Genomic DNA, 21,394 nt, shown 5'->3' with positions numbered 1-21,394 from the left:
GCGGTGGGCTCCAGCTAGAGGTCGAGCAGGCCACCGGGCAGGTCGACGACGACGCGACCGCCGGCCAGATCCACCTCGGGCACTATCGCCTTGACGAACGGGACCAGCGCGGTACGCCCCTCGGGCCGCCGCAACACCAGCATGTCGGACGCGGGCGCGTGGTCGATGCGGGCCACCTCGCCCACGTGCTCCCCGTCCCGGGTGACCACGGCGAGGCCGACCAGCTGGTGGTCGTGGAACTCCTCCGGGTCCTCCGGCGGGGCCACGTCGGCGCTGTCCACGCCGAGCAGCGTGTTGCGCAGCGCCTCGGCGACGTCGCGCCCCAGCACGCCCTCGAACACGACGAGCAGGCGGCCCTGATGCCAGCGGGCCGACTCGACGGTGAGCGTCGGCGGCACCCGCCAGGCGCCGGGCTCCGACGGGGTCACCCCCGGCTCGGTGGTCAACACCGAACCGGGGGCGAACCGTGCTTCGGGCTCATCGGTGCGCACTTCCACGGTGACCTCACCGCGGATGCCGTGCGGCTTGCCGATCCGGCCGACGACGAGAAGCATCAGTACGAGTCGACGATGTCGACGCGTACCCCACGCCCGCCGATGGAGCCGATCACCTGGCGCAGCGCCTTGGCGGTCCGGCCGGACCGCCCGATCACCGTGCCGAGGTCCTCGGGGTGCACGCGGACTTCGAGGCGCTTGCCCCGACGGGAGTCGACCATGCGCACCCGGACGTCGTCCGGGTGGTCGACGATGCCCTTGACCAGGTGCTCCAGGGCGGGACGCAGTGCCATGTCAGGCCTGCTCGCCGGACTCGGCACTGGCCTGCTCCTCGGCCTTGGGGGCCTCGGCCTTCGGCTCCTCCGCCTTGGCGGCGGCCTTCTTGGCCGGCTTGGCCGGGGTGTCCGCCACGCCGGCGGCGGCCTTCGCCTCGGCCTCGTACGCCGCCTTGCGGTCGGCCCGCTCGGGGGCGACCTTCAGCGGCGGCGGCGCGGGCAGGCCCTTGAACTTCTGCCAGTCACCGGTCAGCTCCAGCAGGCGCTGCACGGCCTCGCTCGGCTGGGCGCCGACCGAGAGCCAGTACTGGACCCGCTCCGACTTGACCTCGATCACCGAAGGGTCTTCCTTCGGCTGGTACACACCGACGAACTCGATCGCGCGACCGTCACGCTTGGTACGCGAGTCGGCGATGACGATGCGGTACTGCGGGTTGCGGATCTTGCCCATCCGCAGGAGCCGGATCTTTACGGCCACAGTTGTTTCGCTCCTGTTGCGATCTCACCGGCCCGTACGGGCGGTGTGGCGGGTGAGCGCCGACCGGCACAGTGGGGTTTGGGCCGGAGACTGCTCGGTGAACTGGCGACGCGCCCGGGTTAGAGGGCGCCGGACGCGCGCCGGATACCAGCGACCCATTCTGCCAGATCCGGCCCCGAACACTCACACCGGACCCGGGCACCACGCCCGGGGCGGGCCGGGTCGTGACGGAGGACACCGGTTCAGCGCACCGGCGGGCGGTCCCACCCGGGCGGAAATTCGTTCGGTACGTCCCATTCCGCGGGTGGGGTGAAGTCGCACCAGGTGCCGTCGAACGGGAACTCCCCCGCCTCGGCGATCCGGATCACCCGCTCGCCCTCGGCGCGTACCGCCTTCTCGTCGGTCACCCAGTAGTGCTCCGGGAACGCCAGCCGCTCGGCGAACTCGTCCTCGTCCTTCCACTCCCAGCTCAGGTCCGGGTGGACCACGACGTCGAGGTCCTGGTCGATCATGTCGACGCCGGCCACCGCGCTGTCGTCCCAGCGGACGCCGGGCTCCTCCAGGTTCACGTACCAGTTCTGGAAGCGGCCGTCGGCGTCACGGAACCACCAGACCGAGTGGGCCGCGCCGGTGGGCAGGAACTTCAGCACCGGCGGGCCGTTCCACCGCCCCCGGGAGAGCCGGTAGGACGACGTCACCCACTCGGCGAACGGCACGGCGCGCATGCCCAGGCCGGCCGCTGTCACCTCGTACGCGACGGGCGTGCCCCGGGGCACCCAGAGCAGCAGCCCGCGCTCGTCGTCGGAGACCACGCGGGCCGACCGGACCCAGCCGATCCGGCCGTGCCGGACGTTCCGGTGCATGATCAGCCGCCCCGGCTCGAACCGCACACTCACCCCCGCCGTCGTGTTAACAAGGGCCCCCGCCTATGCAGAATGCGTTAAGAGGGGGCCCTTCCTTACACCTCAGTACGCGCGGGCGAGGATCGCCACCAGGTCGGGCTCGTCCTCCGAGTCCGGCACCGAGCCGTCGGCGCGCACCAGGCAGCGGACCGTCACGCCCTGGCCGTTCGCCTCGGCCTCACCCTCGACGCCGACCGCCGACCACGGCACCCGCGCCCAGCCGGTGGCGGACGCCTCGATCGCCTCGGCCAGCGTCGACACCTCGACGGTGCGGGACCGGCGGAACTCCAGCGCCTGGTCGTGCAGCGCCCGTTGGTCGGCCTCCAGCGCGGCCACCACCGCGCCGACCAAGTCGGCGACCGGCGTCGGGGCCTTCGAGCCGTCCGTACGCCGGACCACGACCGCGTTGCCGGCGGCCAGGTCACGCGGGCCGACCTCGACGCGAACCGGGTAGCCGCGCAGCTCGGCGTCGACGGCGCGGCGGCCGAACGCGGTGTCGGTGCGGTCGTCCAGCGCCACCCGCACCCCGGCGTCACGCAGCGCGTCGTGGAGCTTCCGGGCCGCCTCGGCAGGGCCGCCCGGGCCCTCGCCGTCCTTGACGACCATCACGTACGCCTGGACCGGCGCCAGCTTCGGCGGCACCCGCAGCCCGTTGTCGTCGCCGTGGCACATGATCAGGCCGCCGAGCATCCGGGTGGACGTGCCCCAGGAGGTCGTCCACGCGTGTTCCCGGCCACCCTCGGCCGAGGAGTAGCTGATGTCGAACGCCTTGGCGAAGTTCTGGCCCAGCTCGTGGCTGGTGCCCAGCTGCAGCGCCTTGCCGTCGCCCATCATGCCCTCGCACGTGTACGTGGCGGTGGCGCCGGCGAAGCGCTCCCGGGCGGTCTTCAGGCCGACCACCACCGGGATGCCGAGCACGTTGACCATCAGGTCCTCGTACGCCTCGTGCAGGATCCGCCGCGCGTAGGCGCGCGCGTCCTCGCGGGTGGCGTGCGCGGTGTGCCCCTCCTGCCAGAGGAACTCGCTGGTACGCAGGAAGATCCGCGGGCGCAGCTCCCACCGGACCACGTTGGCCCACTGGTTGAGCAGCAGCGGCAGGTCGCGGTACGAGTCGATCCACTTGGCCATGAACTCGCCGATGACCGTCTCGCTCGTGGGGCGCACCACCACCGGCTCGGCGAGCTGCTTGCCGCCACCGTGCGTGACCACCGCCAGCTCCGGCGAGAAGCCCTCGACGTGCTCGGCCTCCCGCTTGAGGTAGCTCTCCGGGATGAACAGCGGGAAGTACGCGTTCTCCGCGCCCGCCGCCTTGATCCGGGCGTCCATCTCGGCCTGCATCCGCTCCCAGATGGCGTAGCCGGCCGGTCGGATCACCATGGTCCCCCGGACCGGGCCGTTGTCGGCCAGCTTCGCCTTGGCGATCAGGTCCTGGTACCAGCGGGGAAAGTCCTCCGCACGGGGAGTGAGCACGCGTGCCATGACCGCACATCCTATGCGTCCCGTGACGGGCCGGCGCAGCCGGGCGCGCCCCCCACTACCATCTGCCGTCATGCTCCTCCCCACCCCCGACCCGGCGCCGGTCCTGGCCCCGCTCGCCGCCCGCTGGGTGGCCTGGGTGGCCGCCCACCGCCAGCCGGTCAACCCGCTCAAGGACACCACCGGCCGGCACGGCGGGCGTCACCAGCCCGACGACGTGTGGTTCCTCGCGGGCACGCAGGGCGGCGGGGTCGCCCGGCGTTGCGTGGTGCCGGCGGGCCGCCCCCTGTTCTTCCCGGCGATCTGCTGCTGGCGGGTCGGCCGCCGGGACGACCCGGTCCCGCCGATGCCCCATGCCGAAGGGCACGCCGAGCTGGACGGGGTCGCGGTGCCGGTGCACCCGGCGGGCTCACCCGCCTCGTTCCCGGTGCGGGGGTTCTTCAACAACGTCGTCACCGCGTGGCCGTGGCCGGTACACGTCTCCTGCTGGGGCCTGTGGGGCCTGGTGCCGCCGCCCGCGCCGGGGACGCACCACCTGACCTTCGGCGGCCACGACGGCGGGCCGTTCCGGGTCGAGGCGGAGTACGAACTCGTGGTGCGCTGAGCGGCGACCGTAGACTTCGATCATCATGCCTAAGCCGAGGAACGTCACGCCGGTGCGTGACACGATCGTCGACGCCGCACGGTCGCTGACCGTCACGACGGGTTGGGCCGGGGTCCGGATGGGTGCGGTCGCGAGCGCGGCCGGGGTGAGCCGGCAGACGGTCTACAACGAGTTCGGCACCAAGGCGGGCCTGGGCGAGGCGCTGGCCCGGCACGAGGTGGACCGGTTCGTCGGCCAGGTCCGGTCCGCGCTGGACGAGCACGACTCCGACGTGCGTGCGGCCGCGTACGCGGCGATCCACCGCACCCTCGCCTCGGCCGCCGAGAACCCGCTGGTGAGGGCGGTCCTGACCAGCACGCCGGGCGGCTCGGAGGAGCTGTTGCCCTATCTGACCACCCGGTCCGAGCTGGTGCTCGCCGAGGCCGCGAGGGCGCTGCTGGAGTGGACCGGTGAACGCCTGCCCGACGCCGACCCGGCGGCCCTGGCGTTCGCGGCGGACAGCGTCGTACGCCTGGTGGTGAGCCACATCGTGCTGCCCGGCGGCCCGGTCGACGAGACCGCCGACCGGCTGGCCGGCCTGGCGGTCCGCCTGTTCCTGACGGCGGCCACGACCCGCTAGGCCGGCCGACGGCGGCAATCGGCCAGCGGACGGCCGGCCCGTCAGCGGACGACGCGGCCGCGCAGCACGATCCGGCTGGGTGCCCGGACCACGCGCAGGTCGCGGCGCGGATCCTCGGGGTAGACCACCAGGTCGGCGAGGCCGCCCTCGACCAGCCCGGGGAAGCCGAGCCACTCCCGGGCCCGCCAGGAGGCGGCGGCGAGCACGTCCGGGGCGGACATGCCGGCCTGCTCGTGCAGCAGCATCATCTCCTCGGCCGCGAGCCCGTGGTCGATGCCGCCGCCCGCGTCGGTCCCGACGTAGATCGGCACGCCCGCCTCGTGCGCGGCGCGCACCACCTCGGGGAAGCGGTCGCGTAGCGCGAGCATGTGGTCGGCGTACCCGGGGAACTTGGGCCGGGCCTGCTCCGCGATGTGACCGAACGTCCGAATGTTGATCATCGTGGGGACCAGCGCGGTGCCCTGCCGGGCCATCAGGTCGATCAGGTCGAGGCTCAGCCCGGTGCCGTGCTCCACCGAGTCCACCCCGGCCCGCACCATGATCTCCACGGCCGACTCGGAGAACGTGTGCACCGCCGCGCGTACCCCGGCGGCGTGTGCGGCGGCGACCGCCGCGGTCATGGTGTCGGCGTCCCAGGCCGGCGCCAGGTCGCCCACTCCCCTGTCGATCCAGTCGCCGACCAGCTTGACCCAGCCGTTGCCGGCCGCGGCCTGCGCGGCCACCGCCGCGGCGACCTCCGCCGCGCCGACCTCCACGCCGATGTCGCGCAGGTAGCGCTTCGGCGGGGCGACGTGGCGGCCCGCGCGGGCCAGTCGCGGCAGGTCCGGCTCGTCCTCCAGTTCGGGGTACGGGTACGGCGACCCGGCGTCCCGGATCGCCAGCACGCCCGCGTCCCGGTCGGTCCGGGCCAGCTCTCGCGCCTGGTCGAGGGAGGTGATCGGGCTGCCGCCGCGGGCGATGCCGATGTGGCAGTGCGCGTCGGTCAGGCCGGGCAGCACGAAGCCGCCGTCGGCCACCGTCTCGGCGCCGGGCACCGGTTCGAATGTGACCCGGTCGCCGACCAGCCAGACGTCCCGGACCTCGTCGTCGGGAAGGAACACACCGCGCACGTGCAGAGCAGCCATGTGCACAGTCCTACCCGATCAGTCCTCCTCGCCGGCGAGCAGGTCGTCGCGGCGCGCGGTCAGCGCCGGCAGGTCGACCGAGACCTTCCAGGGCCGCTCGGTGACGAACAGGTCCTCGGCCTGACTGACCTGCTTGTACTCGCGATTGGCGCCGAGCACGTACTCGGTCAGCGTGATCTTCTCCTTGACCGGGTCGAGCACCCAGTAGGAGCGGACACCGGCGTGCGCGTAGACCCTGGCCTTGTCGTACATGTCGCGGAAGGTGGAGGTCGGCGAGATGACCTCGACGGCGAGCACAGCGTCCTCGACCGGCAACGGGCTCCGGTTGGCGTTACCCCGCACGACCGCGACGACGTCCGGCCGAGGCTCGTTACGGCGGTCGACCCGCATCGACAGATCGATCCCGACCTGGTACTCCTTCGGGCAGTTCACGCGGAGCGCGAGCAGCAACTCGACGCACATGTCCTGGTGCAGCAGAGTGGGCGACGGCACGATCAACCTTCCGTTGATCAGTTCGTACGGAAGGTCCTTGGGCAGCTCGCCCAGGTCGTCGACCGTCCACTCGTGCCGCTCCGGCAGGATCGGGGCCGCGGTCATTGACATCTCCTTCCAGGGGGCGACATCACTTTAAGAGACAGCGATGTCGCCCACCGTCACCGACACGCTAGCGAGGGCCCTTGTCGCCGCCCTTGCCCAGCTTGTTGAAGTCGATCTTCGGGAGCTTGAAGCCCGGCGGCAGGCCCTGCCCACCGGCCAGGTCGCCCGGGTCCAGGCCCGGCGGCAGCTGCGGCATCCCGCCCGGGAAGCCGCCCGGCATCCCGGCGCCGGTACGCGGCCGTCCGCCGCCCTTGGTGCCCTTACGCTTGTTCTTCGGCGACTTGGTCGCCTTGCGCCGGCCACCGCCGGGCAGGCCCATCATGCCGCCCATCTGCTTCATCATCTTCTGCGCGTCGGTGAAGCGGTTGAGCAGCTGGTTGACGTCCATGACGGTGACGCCGGAGCCGTTCGCGATCCGGGCCCGGCGGGAGCCGTTGATGATCTTCGGGTTGGTGCGCTCGGCCGGGGTCATCGACCTGATGATCGCGGTGACCCGGTCGAAGTGCTTGTCGTCCAGCTCGGCGAGCTGGTCCTTCATCTGCCCCATGCCCGGCATCATGGCCAGCACGTTGGCGATCGGGCCCATCCGCCGGACCGCGATGAGCTGATCGAGGAAGTCCTCCAGCGTGAAGGTCTCCCCGCCCATCAGCTTGGCGGTCATCTTCTCCTTCTGATCGGAGTCGAAGGCCGCCTCGGCCTGCTCGATCAGGGTGAGGACGTCGCCCATGCCGAGGATCCGGCTGGCCATCCGGTCCGGGTGGAAGACGTCGAAGTCCTCCAGCTTCTCGCCGGTGGAGGCGAAGAGGATCGGCTGGCCGGTCACCTCGCGGACGGAGAGCGCGGCGCCACCGCGGGCGTCGCCGTCGAGCTTGGACAGCACCACGCCGGTGATGCCGACGCCGTCGCGGAACGCCTCGGCGGTGCGCACCGCGTCCTGGCCGACCATCGCGTCGATGACGAAGATGACCTCGTCGGGCTGGACCGCGTCGCGGATGTTCGCGGCCTGCTGCATCATCTCGGTGTCGATACCGAGCCGGCCGGCGGTGTCGACGATGACGATGTCCCGGGCGGCGCGGCGGGCGTGCTCGATCGAGTCGCGGGCCACCTGCACCGGGTCACCGACGCCGTTGCCGGGCGCCGGGGCGTACACCTCGACCCCGGCCCGGCCACCGAGCACCTGGAGCTGCCCGACGGCGTTGGGACGCTGGAGGTCGGCGGCGACGAGCAGCGGCTGGTGGCCCTGGCCCTTGAGCCAGCGGGCCAGCTTGCCGGCGAGCGTGGTCTTACCGGAACCCTGGAGGCCGGCCAGCATGATCACGGTCGGCGGGTGCTTGGCGAACTGGAGCCGCCGTCCCTCGCCGCCGAGGACCTTGATCAGCTCCTCGTTGACGATCTTGACGATCTGCTGAGCCGGGTTGAGCGCCTGGGAGACCTCGGCGCCGCGCGCCCGCTCCTTGACGTTCGCGATGAAGCCCTTGACCACCGGCAGGGCGACGTCGGCCTCCAGCAACGCCATCCGGATCTCGCGCGCGGTGGCGTCGATGTCGGCGTCGGTGAGCCGGCCCTTGCCGCGTAGCTTGGTGAAGATCCCGGACAGGCGGTCACTCAAGGTGTCAAACACGCGAACATCCCGTTTGTCGTTTTCGGCGGGCACATGCTGCCGGGCCGGTGGTCCAGCCCACCGTTAGGGTAGCCCGCCGCCCGCACCCCCGCTCCGGCCCGGCCGTCCACGGGCCCGCACCGCTCGTCGGCGGGGTGTTAACAGGGGCCCCTTCCTCTACCGGAGGCGTTAACAGGGGGCCCTTCCTTACACGGAGCCCAGCACGGCGGCCTCGATCCGCGCCCGTTCCTCGTCCGGGGGCCAGCCGCCGACCAGGTAGAACGCGTCCACCACGTCGCCGCCGAGCGTCGAGATCCGGGCCGCCCGCACCTGGGCGCCGGCCTCGTCCAGCGCGCAGGTCACCCGGTACAGCAGCCCGGCCGCGTCGGCGGCCCGCAACTCCAGCAGGACCGCGTCGGTGGCCGCCTCCCGGTGCCACACCACTCGGGGTGCGGCGCCCTGGCTGCGGGCGGCCAGCGCCCGGCCACGCAGCCGCTGGATGACCGAGACGTCGCCGCCGACCGCGCGGCGCAGGTCGGCGCTGAGCGCGATCGGGTCCGGGGCCAGCCCGTAGCGCGGCTGCACCCGGCACTCGACAAGGGCCCGGCCGTCGACTGTGGCGGCGTCCGCGGAGATCACCTCCAGGCGGTGCAGCGCCAGGCACCCGGCCACCGTCGCGAGCAGCCCGCGCCGATCGGCGGCGGCGACCGACACCCGATCCTCCCGCAGGTGTACGACAGGCAGCGGCCCGGCCACGAGCACCGGGTCCGGGGCCGGCGGGGCGGGCACCACGCCGGTGTCCAGCGTGGTCCGCACCCGGCTCACCAACTCGGCGATCAGCCGGCCCTTCCAGCCGGACCAGGCGGCCGGGCCGGTGGCGGCGGCGTCGGCGCGAACCAGGGCGTGCAGCAGTTCCAGCGTGCCGGTGTCACCGACGCGCTCGGCGACCCCGGCGACGGTCTTCGGGTCGGACAGGTCGCGCCGGGTCGCCACGTCGGGCAGCAGCAGGTGCAGCCGGACCAGCGTCCCGATGAGCGCCGCCTCGTCCGGCGGCAGCCCGATCCGGGTGGCGACCGCCTCGGCCAGCGGCGCACCGACCACGGAGTGGTCGCCTTCCAGCCCCTTGCCGATGTCGTGCAGGAACGCGCCGAGCAGCAGCAGGTCGGGGCGTTCCACGTCGCGGGTGTGCCGGCTGGCCTCGTACGCGGTCTGCACGAGGTGCCGGTCGAGCGTGAACCGGTGCACCGGGTTGTGCTGGGGCAGGCTGCGCATCCGGGTCCACTCGGGCAGCCAGCGGTCGATCAGCCCGTACCTGTCGCAGGTCTCCCAGGCGGGCACCAGGCCGGGACCGGCCCCGAGCAGGGTGATCAGCGCGGCCCGGGCCGCCGGTGGCCACGGCGCGGGCAGCGGTGGGCAGTACGCGGCCAGCCACTCGCAGGTGGCGCGCGCGATGGGCAGCCGGGTGGTGGCGGCAGCGGCGGCCACCCGCAGTGACAGGCTCGGGTCGGGGCGGGCCCCGATGGCGGTACGGGCGAGCACCAGTTCGCCGTCCTGCTCCACCACGTCCCGGGCGACCGGGCGGCGCAGCGGGCGGCCCGGGGCGGCGCGGTGCCGGCCGGAACGGAGCCGGTCGGCGGCGCGCCAGGCGTCGTCCAGGGCGTGGCTGACGGTGCGGGCGTCGCCGGCCACCAGCCGCAGGAGCGCGTCGCCGTCCTCGGCGCCGAGCAGCCGCGCCACGCCGTCGCGCTCCTGCGCCACCAGGCGGTCGACCCGCCGGCCCACCTGCTGGTGCAGCGCGTCGCGGGTGTCCAGCAGCCGCCGGTGCGCGGCGTACACGGCCGGGCGGAGCGCGTCGGTGACCCCGGCGGTGGCGATGGCCCGCAGGATGCCCACGTCCCGCAGCCCGCCGGCCGCCTCCTTGAGGTCCCCTTCGAGCAGGAACGCCAGCTCGCCGTGCGCCTCCCACCGGGCGGCGGTGATCTCGCGCAGGCCGGGGAGCTGGCGGATCGCGGTCCGCCGCCAGTGGTCGGTGGCGGTCCGGGCGAGCTGGTCGGTCAGGGCCGGGTCGCCGGCCACGTGCCGGGCGTCGAGCAGGCCGAGGGCGACCTTGACGTCGTCCTGGGCCACCGACAGCGCCTCGGCGACGGTACGCACCGAGTGGTCCAGCCGCAGCCCGGCGTCCCAGATCGGGTACCACAGGGACGCGGCCAGCTCGTCGATGCCGGGCACCCCGGCGTGCAGCAGCACCAGGTCGAGGTCGCCGTAGGGGGCGCACTGGCGGCGGCCCAGCCCGCCCACCGCGACGAGCGCCACCCCGTCCCGGTCCGCGAAGGCCCGGCGCAGCCAGGCGTCGAGCGCGTCGGCCCGCGCGGTCCGGGCCGCCGCGCCGATGCCCGCGGGAACGCCGGCGACCTCGTTGACCACCGCCGGCCCCCCGGAGGGGCCGGTGGCGGTGGTCAACGAGGTCACGTCGGCGGATCCGGCGCTCAGAGGGCGTCGAGCCCGCGCTCGCCGGTACGCACCCGGACGACCTCCTCGACGCCGGTCACCCAGACCTTGCCGTCGCCGATCTTGCCGGTCCGTGCGGCGCCGACGATCGCGTCCACGATCTTGTCGACGTCCATCTCGTCGGTGAGCACCTCGACCCGGATCTTGGGCAGGAACTCGACCGTGTACTCGGCACCCCGGTAGACCTCGGTGTGCCCCTTCTGCCGGCCGTAGCCCTGGACCTCGCTGACGGTCAGCCCGGCCACGCCGAGCGCGTGCAGGGCCTCCTTCACCGCGTCCAGCTGGTACGGCTTGATGACCGCGGTCACCAGCTTCATGTCCAACCCCTCCATCCCAGGAACGTTAACCGGCGACCTTCTCGCTTACCGGCGCGGACTCGTCGGCCTCGACGGCGGGCTCCGAAGCCGGCTTGCCGGCGCCGATCCCGGCCATCGCGAACGCGCCACCGCTGCTGCCCGTGGTGGGCGACAGGTCGTAGCCGCTCTCGGCGTGCTCGGCGATGTCGATGCCGTCGACCTCGGCCTCGGCGGAGACCCGGAAGCCGATCGTCTTGTCGATCACGAAGCCCAGGACGAAGGCGACCACGAAGGAGTAGACGGTCACGATCAGCGCGCTGATCGCCTGCTTGCCGAGCAGCGTGGCGTCGCCGCCGACGAACAGGCCGTCGGTCTCCACCAGCGAGCTGACCGACGCGGTGCCGAACAGGCCGATCCAGAGGCAGCCGATCCAGCCGCCGACGAAGTGCACGCCGACCACGTCGAGCGAGTCGTCGTAGCCGAGGCGGTACTTCAGGCCGACCGCGAGGGCGCAGACCGCGCCGGCCACCACACCCAGCAGCACCGCTGCGGCCGGGGTGATGAACGCACAGGCCGGGGTGATGGCGACCAGACCGGCGATGGCGCCGGAGGAGGCACCGACCAGGGTCGGCCTGCCGTCGCGCACCCACTCCACCACGATCCAGCCGAGCAGCGCCGCGGCGGTGGCGACCTGGGTGTTGATGAACGCCAGCGCGGTGACCCCGTCGGCGGTCAGCTCGGAGCCGGCGTTGAAGCCGAACCAGCCGAACCACAGCAGCGCGGCGCCGAGGGCGACCATCGGGACGTTGTGCGGCTTCATGCTCTCGCGCGGCCAGCCGACCCGCTTGCCGAGCACCAGCACCAGCGCGAGGGCCGCGGCACCGGCGTTGATGTGCACGGCGGTACCACCGGCGAAGTCGAGCGCGCCGATGTCGCCGCCGATCAGCCCGCCGCCCCAGACCATGTGGGCGACCGGGAAGTAGACCAGGGTGGCCCAGCCGAACGCGAACAGCAGCCAGCCGGCGAACTTCGCCCGGTCGGACAGCGCGCCGCTGATCAGCGCCACGGTGATGATCGCGAACATCATCTGGAAGGCGATGAAGACGTAGATCGGGATGCCCGTCTCGCCCCACAGGTCGTTCTCGCCGACGAAGGTCTTGGTGCCCAGGTACTGACCCAGGTCACCCCAGAACTTGCCGCCCTCGCCGAAGGCGACGGTGAAGCCGTAGAAAAGCCACAGGATGCTGACGAGCCCGATGGACGAGAAGCTCATCATCATCATGTTCAGAACGCCCTTGGACCGGTTCAGGCCGCCGTAGAACAGCGCGAGACCGGGGGTCATGAGCAGCACGAGGGCAGTCGAGACAAGCAACCAGGCAGTGTTCCCGGTGTCGATCTCCACGCTGCCTCCTCTCGTTGTCGTATTCCTCCCTCCGACTGAAGACCTGGCAGCATCGCCCGTCAGCCGGTTGCGCGGAAGCTTTGTCGCCGGCTGTTTCCTTCAGCGACACCGCGCGATTTCCGACGCGTGACGGGTTGTTTCCGGCGTGTGAAGAACGCCGATCTTGCTCAGCGGAGCGCGGCCTCCAGCTGGTGCCGCTCGTAGTCGAGCAGCCGCAGGTCGCGCATGGGACGACGCAGGTGACCCTTGTGGACGATCCGGACGAACGCCGGCTCACCGGCCGCGGCCATCCGCCGGATGCCCTCGACGTGGTCGACGATGCGCTTGCGGATGGTCCGGATGAGGCGGTGCCGGTCGCGCGGGATCAGCCCGTACGCGTCGGCGAACAGCCGCAGCCGGCGCGCCCGGTCCGGGTGCTTCCAGCCGAGCGTTATCGAGTCGCGGTCGGAGAAGATCGGCACCCAGGTCCAGGCCGCGTACGCCACGTCGTAGATGCGGGCACCCGGCGAGGCGAGGTCGAAGTCGATCAGACCCAGCGTGCCGTCCGGCCGCCAGATCACGTTGTGCGGCGCGGCGTCGTGATGGCAGATGACCTCGGTGTCCGGCGGGGGCGGCCCGAACGAGCGCCAGACCGCGCCGGGCGGCGGGGTGAAGCCGTATTGCGCGTCGTGGAACATCCGCAGCATGGTGGCCACCGTGACCAGGGCCTCGTCGGTCACCCAGTGCGGGGCCAGCGGGTACTCCCCGCACTCCCCCTCCAGGTACGACAGGACCTCCCGGTTGCGCTCGTCCATGCCGAGCGCCCGGGGAGCGCCGGTGAAGCCGACGTACTCCAGGTGGCGCAGCAGCGCGTGCACGGAGGGCGTCCACGGGCCGGCGTTGCGCCGGACCGTGTCTCCCACACGGACCACGGTGCTCACGTTCCCGCCGTGCAGCGGGATCTCCTGCGAAGTCACGTACGGTCTCCCGAGGCGTGGCGACGGGTGGCTGGGGTCGCGCCACCCCGCGTAGGCGCGATCGTCAGTCGTCACGGGAGAGGCTACGCGTCCCGGGCGAGCGGCTCGGTGCCGAGCAGCGCGTCGACGAACTGTGCCGGGTCGAACGGGGCGAGGTCGTCCTTGCCCTCGCCGAGGCCGACGAGCTTGACCGGGATGCCGAGCTTGCGCTGCACGGCGATCACGATGCCGCCCTTCGCCGTGCCGTCGAGCTTGGTCAGCACCACGCCGGTGACGTTCACCGCCTCGGTGAAGACCCGCGCCTGCTCCAGCCCGTTCTGGCCGGTGGTGGCGTCGAGGATCAGCAGTGTCTCGTCGATCGGGCCGTGCTTCTCCACCACCCGCTTGACCTTGCCCAGCTCGTCCATCAGGCCGACCTTGTTCTGCAGCCGGCCGGCGGTGTCGATGAGCACCGTGTCCACGCCGGTGTCGATGCCGCGCTTGACCGCGTCGAACGCGACGCTCGCCGGGTCGGCGGCCTCGGGCCCGCGGACCGTCTCGGCGCCCACCCGGCCGCCCCAGGTCTCCAGCTGGTCGGCGGCGGCGGCCCGGAACGTGTCGGCCGCGCCGAGCAGCACGCTGCGGCCGTCCGCGACGAGCACCCGCGCGATCTTGCCGCAGGTGGTGGTCTTGCCGGCGCCGTTGACGCCGACCACGAGCACCACCGCCGGGACGCCCTCCTTCGGCGCGGTGCGCAGCGAGCGGTCCAGCGTCGGGTCGAGCGCGTTCACCAGCTCGGCGGCGAGCAGCGCCCGCAGTTCGTCACCGGTACGGGTGCCGAGCACCCGGGTCCGCTCGCGCAGCCGGTCGACGATCTCCCGGGTGGCGTCGATGCCGACGTCGGCGGTGATCAGGCTGTCCTCGATCTCCTCCCAGGTGTCCTCGTCCAGCCGGTCGCGGCTGAGCAGGCCGAGCAGGCCCTTGCCGAAGACGTTCTGCGAGCGGGACAGCCGCGACCGCAGCCGGACCAGCCGGCCGGCGGTCGGCTCCGGCACCTCGACCGGGGGCGCCTCGACCGGAGGGGCGGGCGGCGCCTCGACCACCACGCCGGTGGTGAGTTCCGCCTCCGGGGCCTCGACCGGCGGGCCGGCCAGGTCCTCCTCCGTCCGGGTGTCGACCTCCGTGCGCGGCAGCGGCGGCTGCGGGCGCCGGCGCAGCCGGGGCACCACGAGGCTCAGGCCGCCGATGATCAGCACGCCGAGCAGGGCGAGAGCGACGAGGAGGTATTCCGTCATGCCCGAAATCCTGTCAGATGGCGGCGACGGCGTCCCACTCACCGCCTCGGCACGCGAACAACCTGCGGGTACGCTCGCACCGGAAGGCGTACCGCAACCGCCGGCCGGGTAGGGAACAGCCGAAACGATCTTGTCGGAGGTGGATGTCGTGCCCGGTTCCCGCCTGCTCATCGGCCCGTTGCTGCGCCGGGTCGTCGACACGCGGGCGACCGTCTGGGTGGAGACCAGCTCGCCCGCCGTGGTCACCGTCCGCACGGCCGACGGCGCCACCGGCAGCGCGCCCACCTTCTCCGCGTACGACCACCACTACGCGATCGTCGTGGTGACCGGGCTCACCCCGGACAGCGCCACGACGTACGAGGTGCTGATCGACGACGAGGTGGCGTGGCCGCTGCCGGACTCGTCGTTCCCGCCCAGCGTGATCCGGACCCGCGCGCTCGACGACGCCGACCAGCCGGTGCGCCTGCTGTTCGGCTCCTGCCGGGAGACCACCCAGCACTCCACCGCGCGCAAGCTGCCGCCGGACGCGCTGGACGCGTACGCCCGGCGGGTGATGGCCGCGCCCGAGCAGGCCGTGCTGCCCGACCTGCTGGTGCTGCTCGGCGACCAGGTGTACGCGGACGAGACCTCGCCCACCGTGCGGCGGCTGCTCAAGCGGCGCCGGAAGCGGCCGAAGGACGCCCCGGCGACGCAGGTGGTCAGCTTCGACGAGTACACGAAGCTCTATCTGGAGTCGTGGCGCGACCCGGAGATCCGCTGGCTGCTCTCCACCGTGCCGAGCGTGATGATCTTCGACGACCACGAGGTGATCGACGACTGGAACACCTCGCAGTCGTGGCGCGCGGACATGCGCGAGCAGCCGTGGTGGGCCGAGCGGATCCGCAGCGGCCTCGCCTCCTACTGGGTCTACCAGCACCTGGGCAACCTGAGCCCGGACGAGATCGCCGCCGACCCGGTGTACGCGAAGGTGATCGCCGCCGAGGACGCCACCGGTGTGCTGCACGAGTTCGGCGAGCGGGTCGACAAGGAGGCCGACCTGGCGCACGACACCGAGCGCTGGCGGGCCGTGCAGTACCAGTGGAGCTACGCGCTGGACCTGGGCCGCACCCGCCTGGTCATGCTGGACAACCGGTCCAGCCGGGTGCTGCTGCCCGGCAGCCGGGCGATGCTGCCGCCGGGCGAGTGGTCGTGGTTCCTCGACCAGGCGCACGGCGAGTACGACCATCTGGTGGTGGGCAGCTCGCTGCCGTGGCTGCTGCCGCCGGGTATCCACCACGTCGAGGCGTGGAACGAGCGCCTGGCCGACTCCAGCCGGCAGTGGGTGGCCCGGCTCTCCGAGCAGATCCGCCGGGCCCTGGACCTGGAGCACTGGGCGGCGTTCCGGCGCTCGTTCGAGGCGCTGGGCGAGCTGTTCGCGCGGCTGGGCAGCGGCACCGCGCCGCGCACCGGGGCGCGGGTGGGCGCCGGGCCGGCGTACGCGCGACCGGCGTCGATCAGCGTGCTCTCCGGCGACGTGCACCACTCGTACGTGGCGCGGGCCCGCTTCGCCGACCGCGACGTCCGCACGCCCGTGCACCAGCTCACCTGTTCGCCGATCCACAACCAGGTGCCCGCCGGCATGCGACCGCTGATGACGCTGGGCTGGAATCCGGGGCCGGCCGGGGCAACCCGGGCGCTGGCGCGTTCGGCCGGGGTACGCCGCCCGCCGGTGCGCTGGCGGAAGCTGGCCGGGCCCTATTTCGGCAACGCGGTGGCCACGCTGACCCACCAGGGGCGCAAGGCGGCCGTGGTGATCGAGGGCACGACCAGCGACGGCGAGCTGCGGCCGGTGGCGCACCAGCAACTCAGCGACGGGGACTGAGTACCCTCTGAGCGTGGACGAGACGCTGCGCGCCGTGGAGCACGAGTTGACCGCGTTGCTGCGCAGGGGCCGGGCGTTGTCCTGGGAGATCGCCCGCGAGGTCCACCCGAATCTGGAGCCCAACGCGTACGGCCTGCTGCTCTGGCTGCGCCGCTCCGGCTCGATCCGGCTCACCGACCTGGCCGCGAAGCTGGGCATCGGCAAGGGCACGCTCAGCCGCCAGATCGGCGGTCTGGAGGCGCTGGGCCTGGTCCGCCGCGACCCGGACCCGACCGACCGGCGGGCGGCCCAGCTCAGCCTGACCGACGAGGGCACCCGGCGGTTCGACGCGGCCCGGGCGGCCCGACTCGGACAGATACGACGTTCGCTGGAAAGCTGGCCGCAAGAGGACGTGGCGGCCTTCGCCCGGCTGATGCACCGCTTCAACGAGTCGTTCTAGCCCTCGGCGGGAGGGAACAATCCCGGCCCGGCCCTGGTTGTTGCTCAAGGCAACGACTTCGGTTGCCCGAGGCAACCTTCTCCCCACACGGAGGCAACCCACGATGACCCAGGCGACCGCGCCCGTGCGGGCGACCGCCGTCGACATGTCCCACCGGCAGATCCTGGAGGCACTCTCCGGCCTGCTGCTGGGCATGTTCGTCGCGATCCTCTCCTCCACAGTCGTCTCCAACGCGCTGCCACGGATCATCACCGACCTGCGCGGCGGCCAGTCCGCGTACACCTGGGTGGTCACCTCGACGCTGCTCGCGACCACCGCGACCACGCCCATCTGGGGCAAGCTGTCCGACCTGTTCAGCAAGAAGCTGCTGGTCCAGATCTCCCTGGTGGTGTTCGTGCTGGGCTCGGTGCTCGCCGGGCAGGCACAGACCACAGGCGAGCTGATCGCCTGCCGGGTGGTGCAGGGCGTCGGCGCGGGCGGCCTCACCGCCCTCGCCCAGGTGATCATGGCGACGATGATCGCCCCGCGCGAGCGCGGCCGGTACAGCGGCTACCTCGGCGCGGTGATGGCAGTCGGCACCATCGGCGGCCCGCTGATCGGCGGCGTGATCGTGGACACCTCCTGGCTCGGCTGGCGCTGGTGCTTCTACGTCGGCGTGCCGTTCGCCGTGCTCGCACTGATCGTGCTCCAGCGGACGCTGCGCCTGCCGGTGGTCAAGCGCGAGGTGAAGATCGACTGGTGGGGCGCCACGCTCATCACCGCAGCCGTCTCGCTGCTGCTGGTCTGGATCACCCTGGCCGGTGACCGGTACGACTGGATCTCCTGGACCAGCGGCGCGATGGTGGCCGGTGCGGCGGTGCTCGGCGTGCTCGCCGCCCGGGTCGAGACGCGTGCCGCGGAGCCGATGATCCCGCCGCACCTGTTCCGCAACCGCACCATCACGCTCGCCGTGATCGCCAGCATCGCGGTCGGCGTCGGCATGTTCGGCGCCTCGGTGTTCCTCGGGCAGTACTTCCAGATCAGCCGCGGCGCCAGCCCGACCATGTCCGGCCTGATGACGCTGCCCATGATCGGCGGCCTGCTGGTCTCCTCGACGGTGGTCGGCCGGATCATCACCAGCACCGGCCGCTGGAAGAGCTGGCTGGTCATCGGCTCGGTGCTGCTCACCGCCGGCTTCGCGCTGATGGGCACCATGCGCGCGGACACCCCGTACTGGCGTCTCGCCGTGTTCATGGCGCTGATCGGCCTCGGCGTCGGCATGAGCATGCAGAACCTGGTGCTCGCCGTGCAGAACACGGTCCGCCCGGACGAGCTGGGCGCCGCCAGCTCGGTGGTGGCGTTCTTCCGCAGCCTCGGCGGCGCGATCGGCGTGAGCGCGCTCGGCGCGGTGCTCGGACACCGGGTCACCGGCTACCTGGCCGACGGCCTGAGCCGCCTCGGCGTCCCGGCCTCCGGGTCCGGTGGCGGCGGGCTGCCGGACGTGCACACGCTCCCCGGCCCGGTCCGCACTGTGGTCGAGGCCGCGTACGGGCACGCCGCCGGTGACATCTTCCTGGCCGCCGCCCCGTTCGGGCTGCTCGCCCTGATCGCCGTGGTCCTCATCCGGGAGGTGCCGCTGCGCCGCAGCAACGCCGAGCCGGTCCCCGCCGTGCGGGAGACGGCCGAGGCCGTCCCGGCCGGAACGAAGGACTGACGATGGACGCCGCGGAACGCGAACGGTACGGCCCGCGGACCCGTCCGCTGCCCTACGAACGGGGTACGGACGGGCCACGGGTGGTGCTCGTCGGCGTGGACGGCAGCCGCACCTCGATGCGTGCCGCCGCGTACGCCGCCGGACTGGCCCGGCGGCAGGGCGCCACGCTCGTGGCGGTGTTCGTCAGCTCGCCGGCCACCTACAGCGCGATGCTCTCCGGCGTGGTGGCCGGGGCGGTCCAGCAGACCCACGACGAGCTGGCCGACGAGCTGCGCGCCGAGTGCCGGCGCGGGGCCGAGGAACTGGACCTGCCGGTGACGTTCCTGTGCCGGCGCGGCGACGCCTACACCGAGCTGTGCCGGGCCGCCGACGAGCACCGGGCCGACATGGTGGTGGTCGGCTCGTCCGAGCAGGCCGGGCACAAGCTGGTCGGCTCGGTCGCCACCCGGCTGGTGCGTACCGGCCGCTGGCCCGTCATCGTGGTGCCCTGAGGGTGTAAGGAAGGGCCCCCCGTTAACGCCTCGCGTTGTACAGGGGGCCCCTCTTAACATCTGCGCCCATGACCTGGACCGTTCCTGAGATCGACCGCCGCCACGAGCCCTACGTCGCCGACGAGCGCACCATGCTCGAAGGCTGGCTCGACCACCATCGCGACACCCTGGTGCACAAATGTGCCGGGCTGACCGCCGAGCAACTGCGTACCCGAAGCGTGGAGCCCTCCGGGCTGACGCTGCTCGGCCTCGTCCGGCACATGGCCGACGTGGAGCGCTGGTGGTTCCGCGTCCGCGCCACCGGCCAGGAGCTGCCCGACCTCTACGACTACGACGCCGACCCGGACGCGGACCTCAACCATGTCGCCGACGCCGACCCGGCCGAGGCGTTCGCCACGCTGCGCGCCGAGATCGAGGCGGCCCGGGCGGCAGTGGCCGGCCTGCCGCTGGAGCACACCTTCCACCACCGCCGGGGCGACGCCACGCACGAGATCAGCCTCCGCTGGGTGTACGTCCACATGATCGAGGAGTACGCCCGGCACAACGGCCACGCCGACCTGATCCGGGAACGCATCGACGGCGTCACCGGCGCCTGACCCGGCTCAGTACGCCAGGGCCGCCCGCAGGTAGCGCAGGTCGGCCGGGCCGCTCCACCGGTGCGCGGACAGGCCGGCCACCCGGGCGCCCGCCACCGCGCGGTCCTCGTCGTCGACGAACAGCACCCGCCCCGGCGGCGTCCCCAGCGCCTCGCAGGCGGCCTGGAAGTACTCCTTGGCCGGCTTGTGCACCCCGACGACCGAGGAGTTCACGATCACGTCCAGCTCGCCGGTCAGGTCCAGCGCGGCCAGGTCGGCGTCGAGCAGGTCGGTGGCGTTCGTGCCCAGCCCGACCCGGATGCCGCCCGCCCGCACCTCGCGGATGAACGCCAGCACGTCCGGGTCGACCTCGCCGCGGTAGCTCTGCCACTCCTGGACCGCGGCGCGGGCCCGGTCCGCGCCGACCACGGGGGTCAGCGCGTCGGCCACGCTCACCATCCACTGGGCGTGGCTGACCTGGCCGGTCAGCACCGGCTGGAGCAGCCCCCAGGACATCGCGATCTCACCGAGGACCCCCTCGGTCAGCCCGTACTCCCGCTCGACGCCGGCGGCCACCGCCGGATCCCAGCGGCGCAGCACGCCGTCGAAGTCCACCAGGAGCGCCGTGGCGCGTTCCCGACTCACTCGCTCGTCACCTGTTCCTCGTCGTCGGCCCGGTTGAGCCGCTGGCTGATCACCTGGGTCACGCCGGCGCGCATGGTCACCCCGTAGAGCGCGTCGGCGATCTCCATGGTCCGCTTCTGGTGCGTGATCACGATCAGCTGGCTCTTCTCCCGCAACTGTGCCAGCAGCGTGATCAGGCGGCCCAGGTTCACGTCGTCGAGCGCCGCCTCCACCTCGTCCATGATGTAGAACGGGCTGGGCCGAGCGCGGAAGATCGCCACGAGCATCGCCACCGCGGTGAGCGACCGCTCCCCGCCGGAGAGCAGCGAGAGCCGCTTGATCTTCTTGCCCGGCGGACGGGCCTCGACCTCGACACCGGTGGTGAGCAGGTCCTCCGGGTCGGTGAGCACCAGCCGGCCCTCGCCGCCGGGGAACAGCACCGTGAAGACCTGCTCGAACTCCCGGGCCGTGTCCTCGAACGCGCTGGCGAAGACCTCGAGGATCCGGTCGTCCACGTCCTTGACCACGGTGAGCAGGTCGCGCCGGGTCGCCTTGAGATCCTCCAGCTGCTCGGAGAGGAACTTGAAGCGCTCCTCCAGCGCGGCGAACTCCTCCAGCGCCAGCGGGTTCACCTTGCCCAGCAGGGCGAGTTCCCGCTCCGCCTTCGCGGCCCGCTTCTCCTGCACCGGGCGCTCGTAGCGCACCGGGTCCGGCACCGGACGGCCGTCTTTCTCGGCCAGCGCCACGTCCGCGTCGGTGGGCGGGACCGGCCGGTCCGGGCCGTACTCGGCGACGAGCGTGGCCACGTCGAGGCCGAAGTCCTCGGCGGCCTTCGCCTCCAACTGCTCGATGCGCATCCGCTGCTCGGCGCGGGCCACCTCGTCACGGTGCACCTGGCTGGTGAGCCGTTCCAGCTCGGCGGCGAGGCGCTTGGCCGCGCCGCGTACCTCGGACAGCTCGGCCTCGCGGGCGGCGCGTTCGCGGGCGACGGCGTCGCGGTGCTCCTCGGCCCGGGCGATCGAGACGGTGAGCCGGCTCAGCGCCTCCCGGGCGCCGCCGACCACGGCCCGGGCGATCTGGGCCCCGCGGGTGCGGGCCGCGCGGCG

Annotated in this window: 22 protein-coding genes; 7 read left to right on the top strand and 15 right to left on the bottom strand. The window is 72.7% G+C overall.

Annotated elements, in window-relative coordinates:
- Positions 1 to 14: 14 nt before the first annotated feature.
- The 5 genes from rimM to proS form a co-directional block, all read right to left on the bottom strand.
- The gene (gene rimM, locus AB0D28_RS27865) at positions 15 to 554 is read right to left on the bottom strand and encodes a ribosome maturation factor RimM (protein ID WP_357390557.1); all 540 of its coding nucleotides are present in this window, start codon (positions 552 to 554) and stop codon (positions 15 to 17) included.
- Complete coding sequence (locus AB0D28_RS27860; protein WP_030500803.1) at positions 554 to 814, bottom strand: RNA-binding protein; 261 nt, start codon at positions 812 to 814, stop codon at positions 554 to 556. Before AB0D28_RS27860 ends, rimM begins: the two co-directional genes overlap by 1 nt.
- Positions 789 to 1,247 carry a 30S ribosomal protein S16 gene (gene rpsP, locus AB0D28_RS27855; protein ID WP_357390555.1) on the bottom strand — a complete coding sequence of 153 codons (459 nt, stop codon included), beginning with the start codon at positions 1,245 to 1,247 and terminating at the stop codon, positions 789 to 791. The genes AB0D28_RS27860 and rpsP overlap by 26 nt, the downstream gene beginning before the upstream one ends.
- 242 nt (positions 1,248 to 1,489) lie before the next feature.
- Entirely contained in the window at positions 1,490 to 2,137 is a 648-nt protein-coding gene (locus AB0D28_RS27850) for a DUF402 domain-containing protein (RefSeq protein WP_357390576.1), read from the bottom strand.
- 75 nt (positions 2,138 to 2,212) lie between these two features.
- Positions 2,213 to 3,628: a proline--tRNA ligase gene (gene proS / locus AB0D28_RS27845; RefSeq protein ID WP_357390553.1), complete on the bottom strand. Its 1,416-nt coding sequence runs from the start codon at positions 3,626 to 3,628 to the stop codon at positions 2,213 to 2,215.
- Positions 3,629 to 3,698: 70 nt separating this feature from the next.
- Here proS and AB0D28_RS27840 point away from each other — a divergent pair, with 70 nt between their 5' ends.
- Positions 3,699 to 4,229 carry a hypothetical protein gene (locus AB0D28_RS27840; protein ID WP_357390551.1) on the top strand — a complete coding sequence of 177 codons (531 nt, stop codon included), beginning with the start codon at positions 3,699 to 3,701 and terminating at the stop codon, positions 4,227 to 4,229.
- 25 nt (positions 4,230 to 4,254) lie between these two features.
- Positions 4,255 to 4,848: a TetR family transcriptional regulator gene (locus AB0D28_RS27835; RefSeq protein WP_357390550.1), complete on the top strand. Its 594-nt coding sequence runs from the start codon at positions 4,255 to 4,257 to the stop codon at positions 4,846 to 4,848.
- Positions 4,849 to 4,889: 41 nt separating this feature from the next.
- Here AB0D28_RS27835 and AB0D28_RS27830 read toward each other — a convergent pair whose 3' ends face one another.
- From AB0D28_RS27830 to ftsY, 8 genes are all read right to left on the bottom strand, one after another.
- Positions 4,890 to 5,972 carry an amidohydrolase family protein gene (locus AB0D28_RS27830; RefSeq protein ID WP_357390548.1) on the bottom strand — a complete coding sequence of 361 codons (1,083 nt, stop codon included), beginning with the start codon at positions 5,970 to 5,972 and terminating at the stop codon, positions 4,890 to 4,892.
- An 18-nt stretch (positions 5,973 to 5,990) separates the two neighbouring features.
- Positions 5,991 to 6,569 (bottom strand): Uma2 family endonuclease, encoded by a 579-nt coding sequence (locus AB0D28_RS27825; RefSeq protein ID WP_357390546.1) that lies wholly within the window; start codon positions 6,567 to 6,569, stop codon positions 5,991 to 5,993.
- A gap of 67 nt (positions 6,570 to 6,636) precedes the next feature.
- Positions 6,637 to 8,190 carry a signal recognition particle protein gene (ffh, locus tag AB0D28_RS27820; RefSeq protein ID WP_357390544.1) on the bottom strand — a complete coding sequence of 518 codons (1,554 nt, stop codon included), beginning with the start codon at positions 8,188 to 8,190 and terminating at the stop codon, positions 6,637 to 6,639.
- Positions 8,191 to 8,376: 186 nt separating this feature from the next.
- Positions 8,377 to 10,638: a [protein-PII] uridylyltransferase gene (locus AB0D28_RS27815; RefSeq protein WP_357390542.1), complete on the bottom strand. Its 2,262-nt coding sequence runs from the start codon at positions 10,636 to 10,638 to the stop codon at positions 8,377 to 8,379.
- A 17-nt stretch (positions 10,639 to 10,655) separates the two neighbouring features.
- Positions 10,656 to 10,994 carry a P-II family nitrogen regulator gene (locus AB0D28_RS27810; protein ID WP_013284578.1) on the bottom strand — a complete coding sequence of 113 codons (339 nt, stop codon included), beginning with the start codon at positions 10,992 to 10,994 and terminating at the stop codon, positions 10,656 to 10,658.
- A 25-nt stretch (positions 10,995 to 11,019) separates the two neighbouring features.
- Positions 11,020 to 12,375 carry an ammonium transporter gene (locus AB0D28_RS27805; protein WP_357390540.1) on the bottom strand — a complete coding sequence of 452 codons (1,356 nt, stop codon included), beginning with the start codon at positions 12,373 to 12,375 and terminating at the stop codon, positions 11,020 to 11,022.
- A 167-nt stretch (positions 12,376 to 12,542) separates the two neighbouring features.
- A complete protein-coding gene (locus tag AB0D28_RS27800) occupies positions 12,543 to 13,406 on the bottom strand; it encodes an aminoglycoside phosphotransferase family protein (protein ID WP_355015018.1) in 864 nt (287 codons plus the stop codon).
- An 8-nt stretch (positions 13,407 to 13,414) separates the two neighbouring features.
- Complete coding sequence (gene ftsY, locus AB0D28_RS27795; RefSeq protein ID WP_357390537.1) at positions 13,415 to 14,605, bottom strand: signal recognition particle-docking protein FtsY; 1,191 nt, start codon at positions 14,603 to 14,605, stop codon at positions 13,415 to 13,417.
- A gap of 148 nt (positions 14,606 to 14,753) precedes the next feature.
- Here ftsY and AB0D28_RS27790 point away from each other — a divergent pair, with 148 nt between their 5' ends.
- The 5 genes from AB0D28_RS27790 (at position 14,754) to AB0D28_RS27770 (ending at position 19,685) form a co-directional block, all read left to right on the top strand.
- Positions 14,754 to 16,466: an alkaline phosphatase D family protein gene (locus tag AB0D28_RS27790; RefSeq protein WP_357390535.1), complete on the top strand. Its 1,713-nt coding sequence runs from the start codon at positions 14,754 to 14,756 to the stop codon at positions 16,464 to 16,466.
- A gap of 13 nt (positions 16,467 to 16,479) precedes the next feature.
- On the top strand, positions 16,480 to 16,905 hold the full coding sequence (locus tag AB0D28_RS27785) for a MarR family transcriptional regulator (RefSeq protein ID WP_357390533.1): 426 nt from the start codon (positions 16,480 to 16,482) through the stop codon (positions 16,903 to 16,905).
- A gap of 103 nt (positions 16,906 to 17,008) precedes the next feature.
- Positions 17,009 to 18,598, top strand: coding sequence for an MDR family MFS transporter (locus AB0D28_RS27780; RefSeq protein ID WP_357390531.1), 1,590 nt, complete (start codon positions 17,009 to 17,011; stop codon positions 18,596 to 18,598).
- Positions 18,599 to 18,600: 2 nt separating this feature from the next.
- Positions 18,601 to 19,089 carry a universal stress protein gene (locus AB0D28_RS27775; protein ID WP_357390529.1) on the top strand — a complete coding sequence of 163 codons (489 nt, stop codon included), beginning with the start codon at positions 18,601 to 18,603 and terminating at the stop codon, positions 19,087 to 19,089.
- A gap of 68 nt (positions 19,090 to 19,157) precedes the next feature.
- Positions 19,158 to 19,685 (top strand): DinB family protein, encoded by a 528-nt coding sequence (locus AB0D28_RS27770; RefSeq protein ID WP_357390527.1) that lies wholly within the window; start codon positions 19,158 to 19,160, stop codon positions 19,683 to 19,685.
- A gap of 6 nt (positions 19,686 to 19,691) precedes the next feature.
- On the opposite strand, the gene AB0D28_RS27765 is transcribed toward AB0D28_RS27770, so the two are convergent.
- Both AB0D28_RS27765 and AB0D28_RS27760 read right to left on the bottom strand, forming a co-directional pair.
- Positions 19,692 to 20,309 (bottom strand): HAD-IA family hydrolase, encoded by a 618-nt coding sequence (locus AB0D28_RS27765; protein ID WP_357390525.1) that lies wholly within the window; start codon positions 20,307 to 20,309, stop codon positions 19,692 to 19,694.
- A partial coding sequence (locus AB0D28_RS27760) for an AAA family ATPase (protein WP_357390523.1) occupies positions 20,306 to 21,394 on the bottom strand: 1,089 nt, incomplete at its 5' end. The genes AB0D28_RS27760 and AB0D28_RS27765, both read right to left, overlap by 4 nt.

Source organism: Micromonospora sp. NPDC048169 (genome assembly GCF_040652815.1).
GTDB lineage: Bacteria > Actinomycetota > Actinomycetes > Mycobacteriales > Micromonosporaceae > Micromonospora.
The sequence above is the reverse complement of the archived record's forward strand: the minus strand, read 5'-3'. Positions and strand labels throughout refer to the sequence as shown.

What these genes read in the sequence shown, in the direction of transcription:
- AB0D28_RS27835 (WP_357390550.1), top strand. Translation starts at nt 4,255, where the DNA reads ATGCCTAAGCCGAGGAACGTCACGCCGGTGCGTGACACGATCGTCGAC.
- AB0D28_RS27810 (WP_013284578.1), bottom strand. Translation starts at nt 10,994, where the DNA reads ATGAAGCTGGTGACCGCGGTCATCAAGCCGTACCAGCTGGACGCGGTG.
- AB0D28_RS27775 (WP_357390529.1), top strand. Translation starts at nt 18,601, where the DNA reads ATGGACGCCGCGGAACGCGAACGGTACGGCCCGCGGACCCGTCCGCTG.
- ftsY (WP_357390537.1), bottom strand. Translation starts at nt 14,605, where the DNA reads ATGACGGAATACCTCCTCGTCGCTCTCGCCCTGCTCGGCGTGCTGATC.
- proS (WP_357390553.1), bottom strand. Translation starts at nt 3,628, where the DNA reads ATGGCACGCGTGCTCACTCCCCGTGCGGAGGACTTTCCCCGCTGGTAC.
- AB0D28_RS27770 (WP_357390527.1), top strand. Translation starts at nt 19,158, where the DNA reads ATGACCTGGACCGTTCCTGAGATCGACCGCCGCCACGAGCCCTACGTC.
- AB0D28_RS27825 (WP_357390546.1), bottom strand. Translation starts at nt 6,569, where the DNA reads ATGACCGCGGCCCCGATCCTGCCGGAGCGGCACGAGTGGACGGTCGAC.
- AB0D28_RS27840 (WP_357390551.1), top strand. Translation starts at nt 3,699, where the DNA reads ATGCTCCTCCCCACCCCCGACCCGGCGCCGGTCCTGGCCCCGCTCGCC.
- AB0D28_RS27830 (WP_357390548.1), bottom strand. Translation starts at nt 5,972, where the DNA reads ATGGCTGCTCTGCACGTGCGCGGTGTGTTCCTTCCCGACGACGAGGTC.
- rimM (WP_357390557.1), bottom strand. Translation starts at nt 554, where the DNA reads ATGCTTCTCGTCGTCGGCCGGATCGGCAAGCCGCACGGCATCCGCGGT.
- AB0D28_RS27780 (WP_357390531.1), top strand. Translation starts at nt 17,009, where the DNA reads ATGACCCAGGCGACCGCGCCCGTGCGGGCGACCGCCGTCGACATGTCC.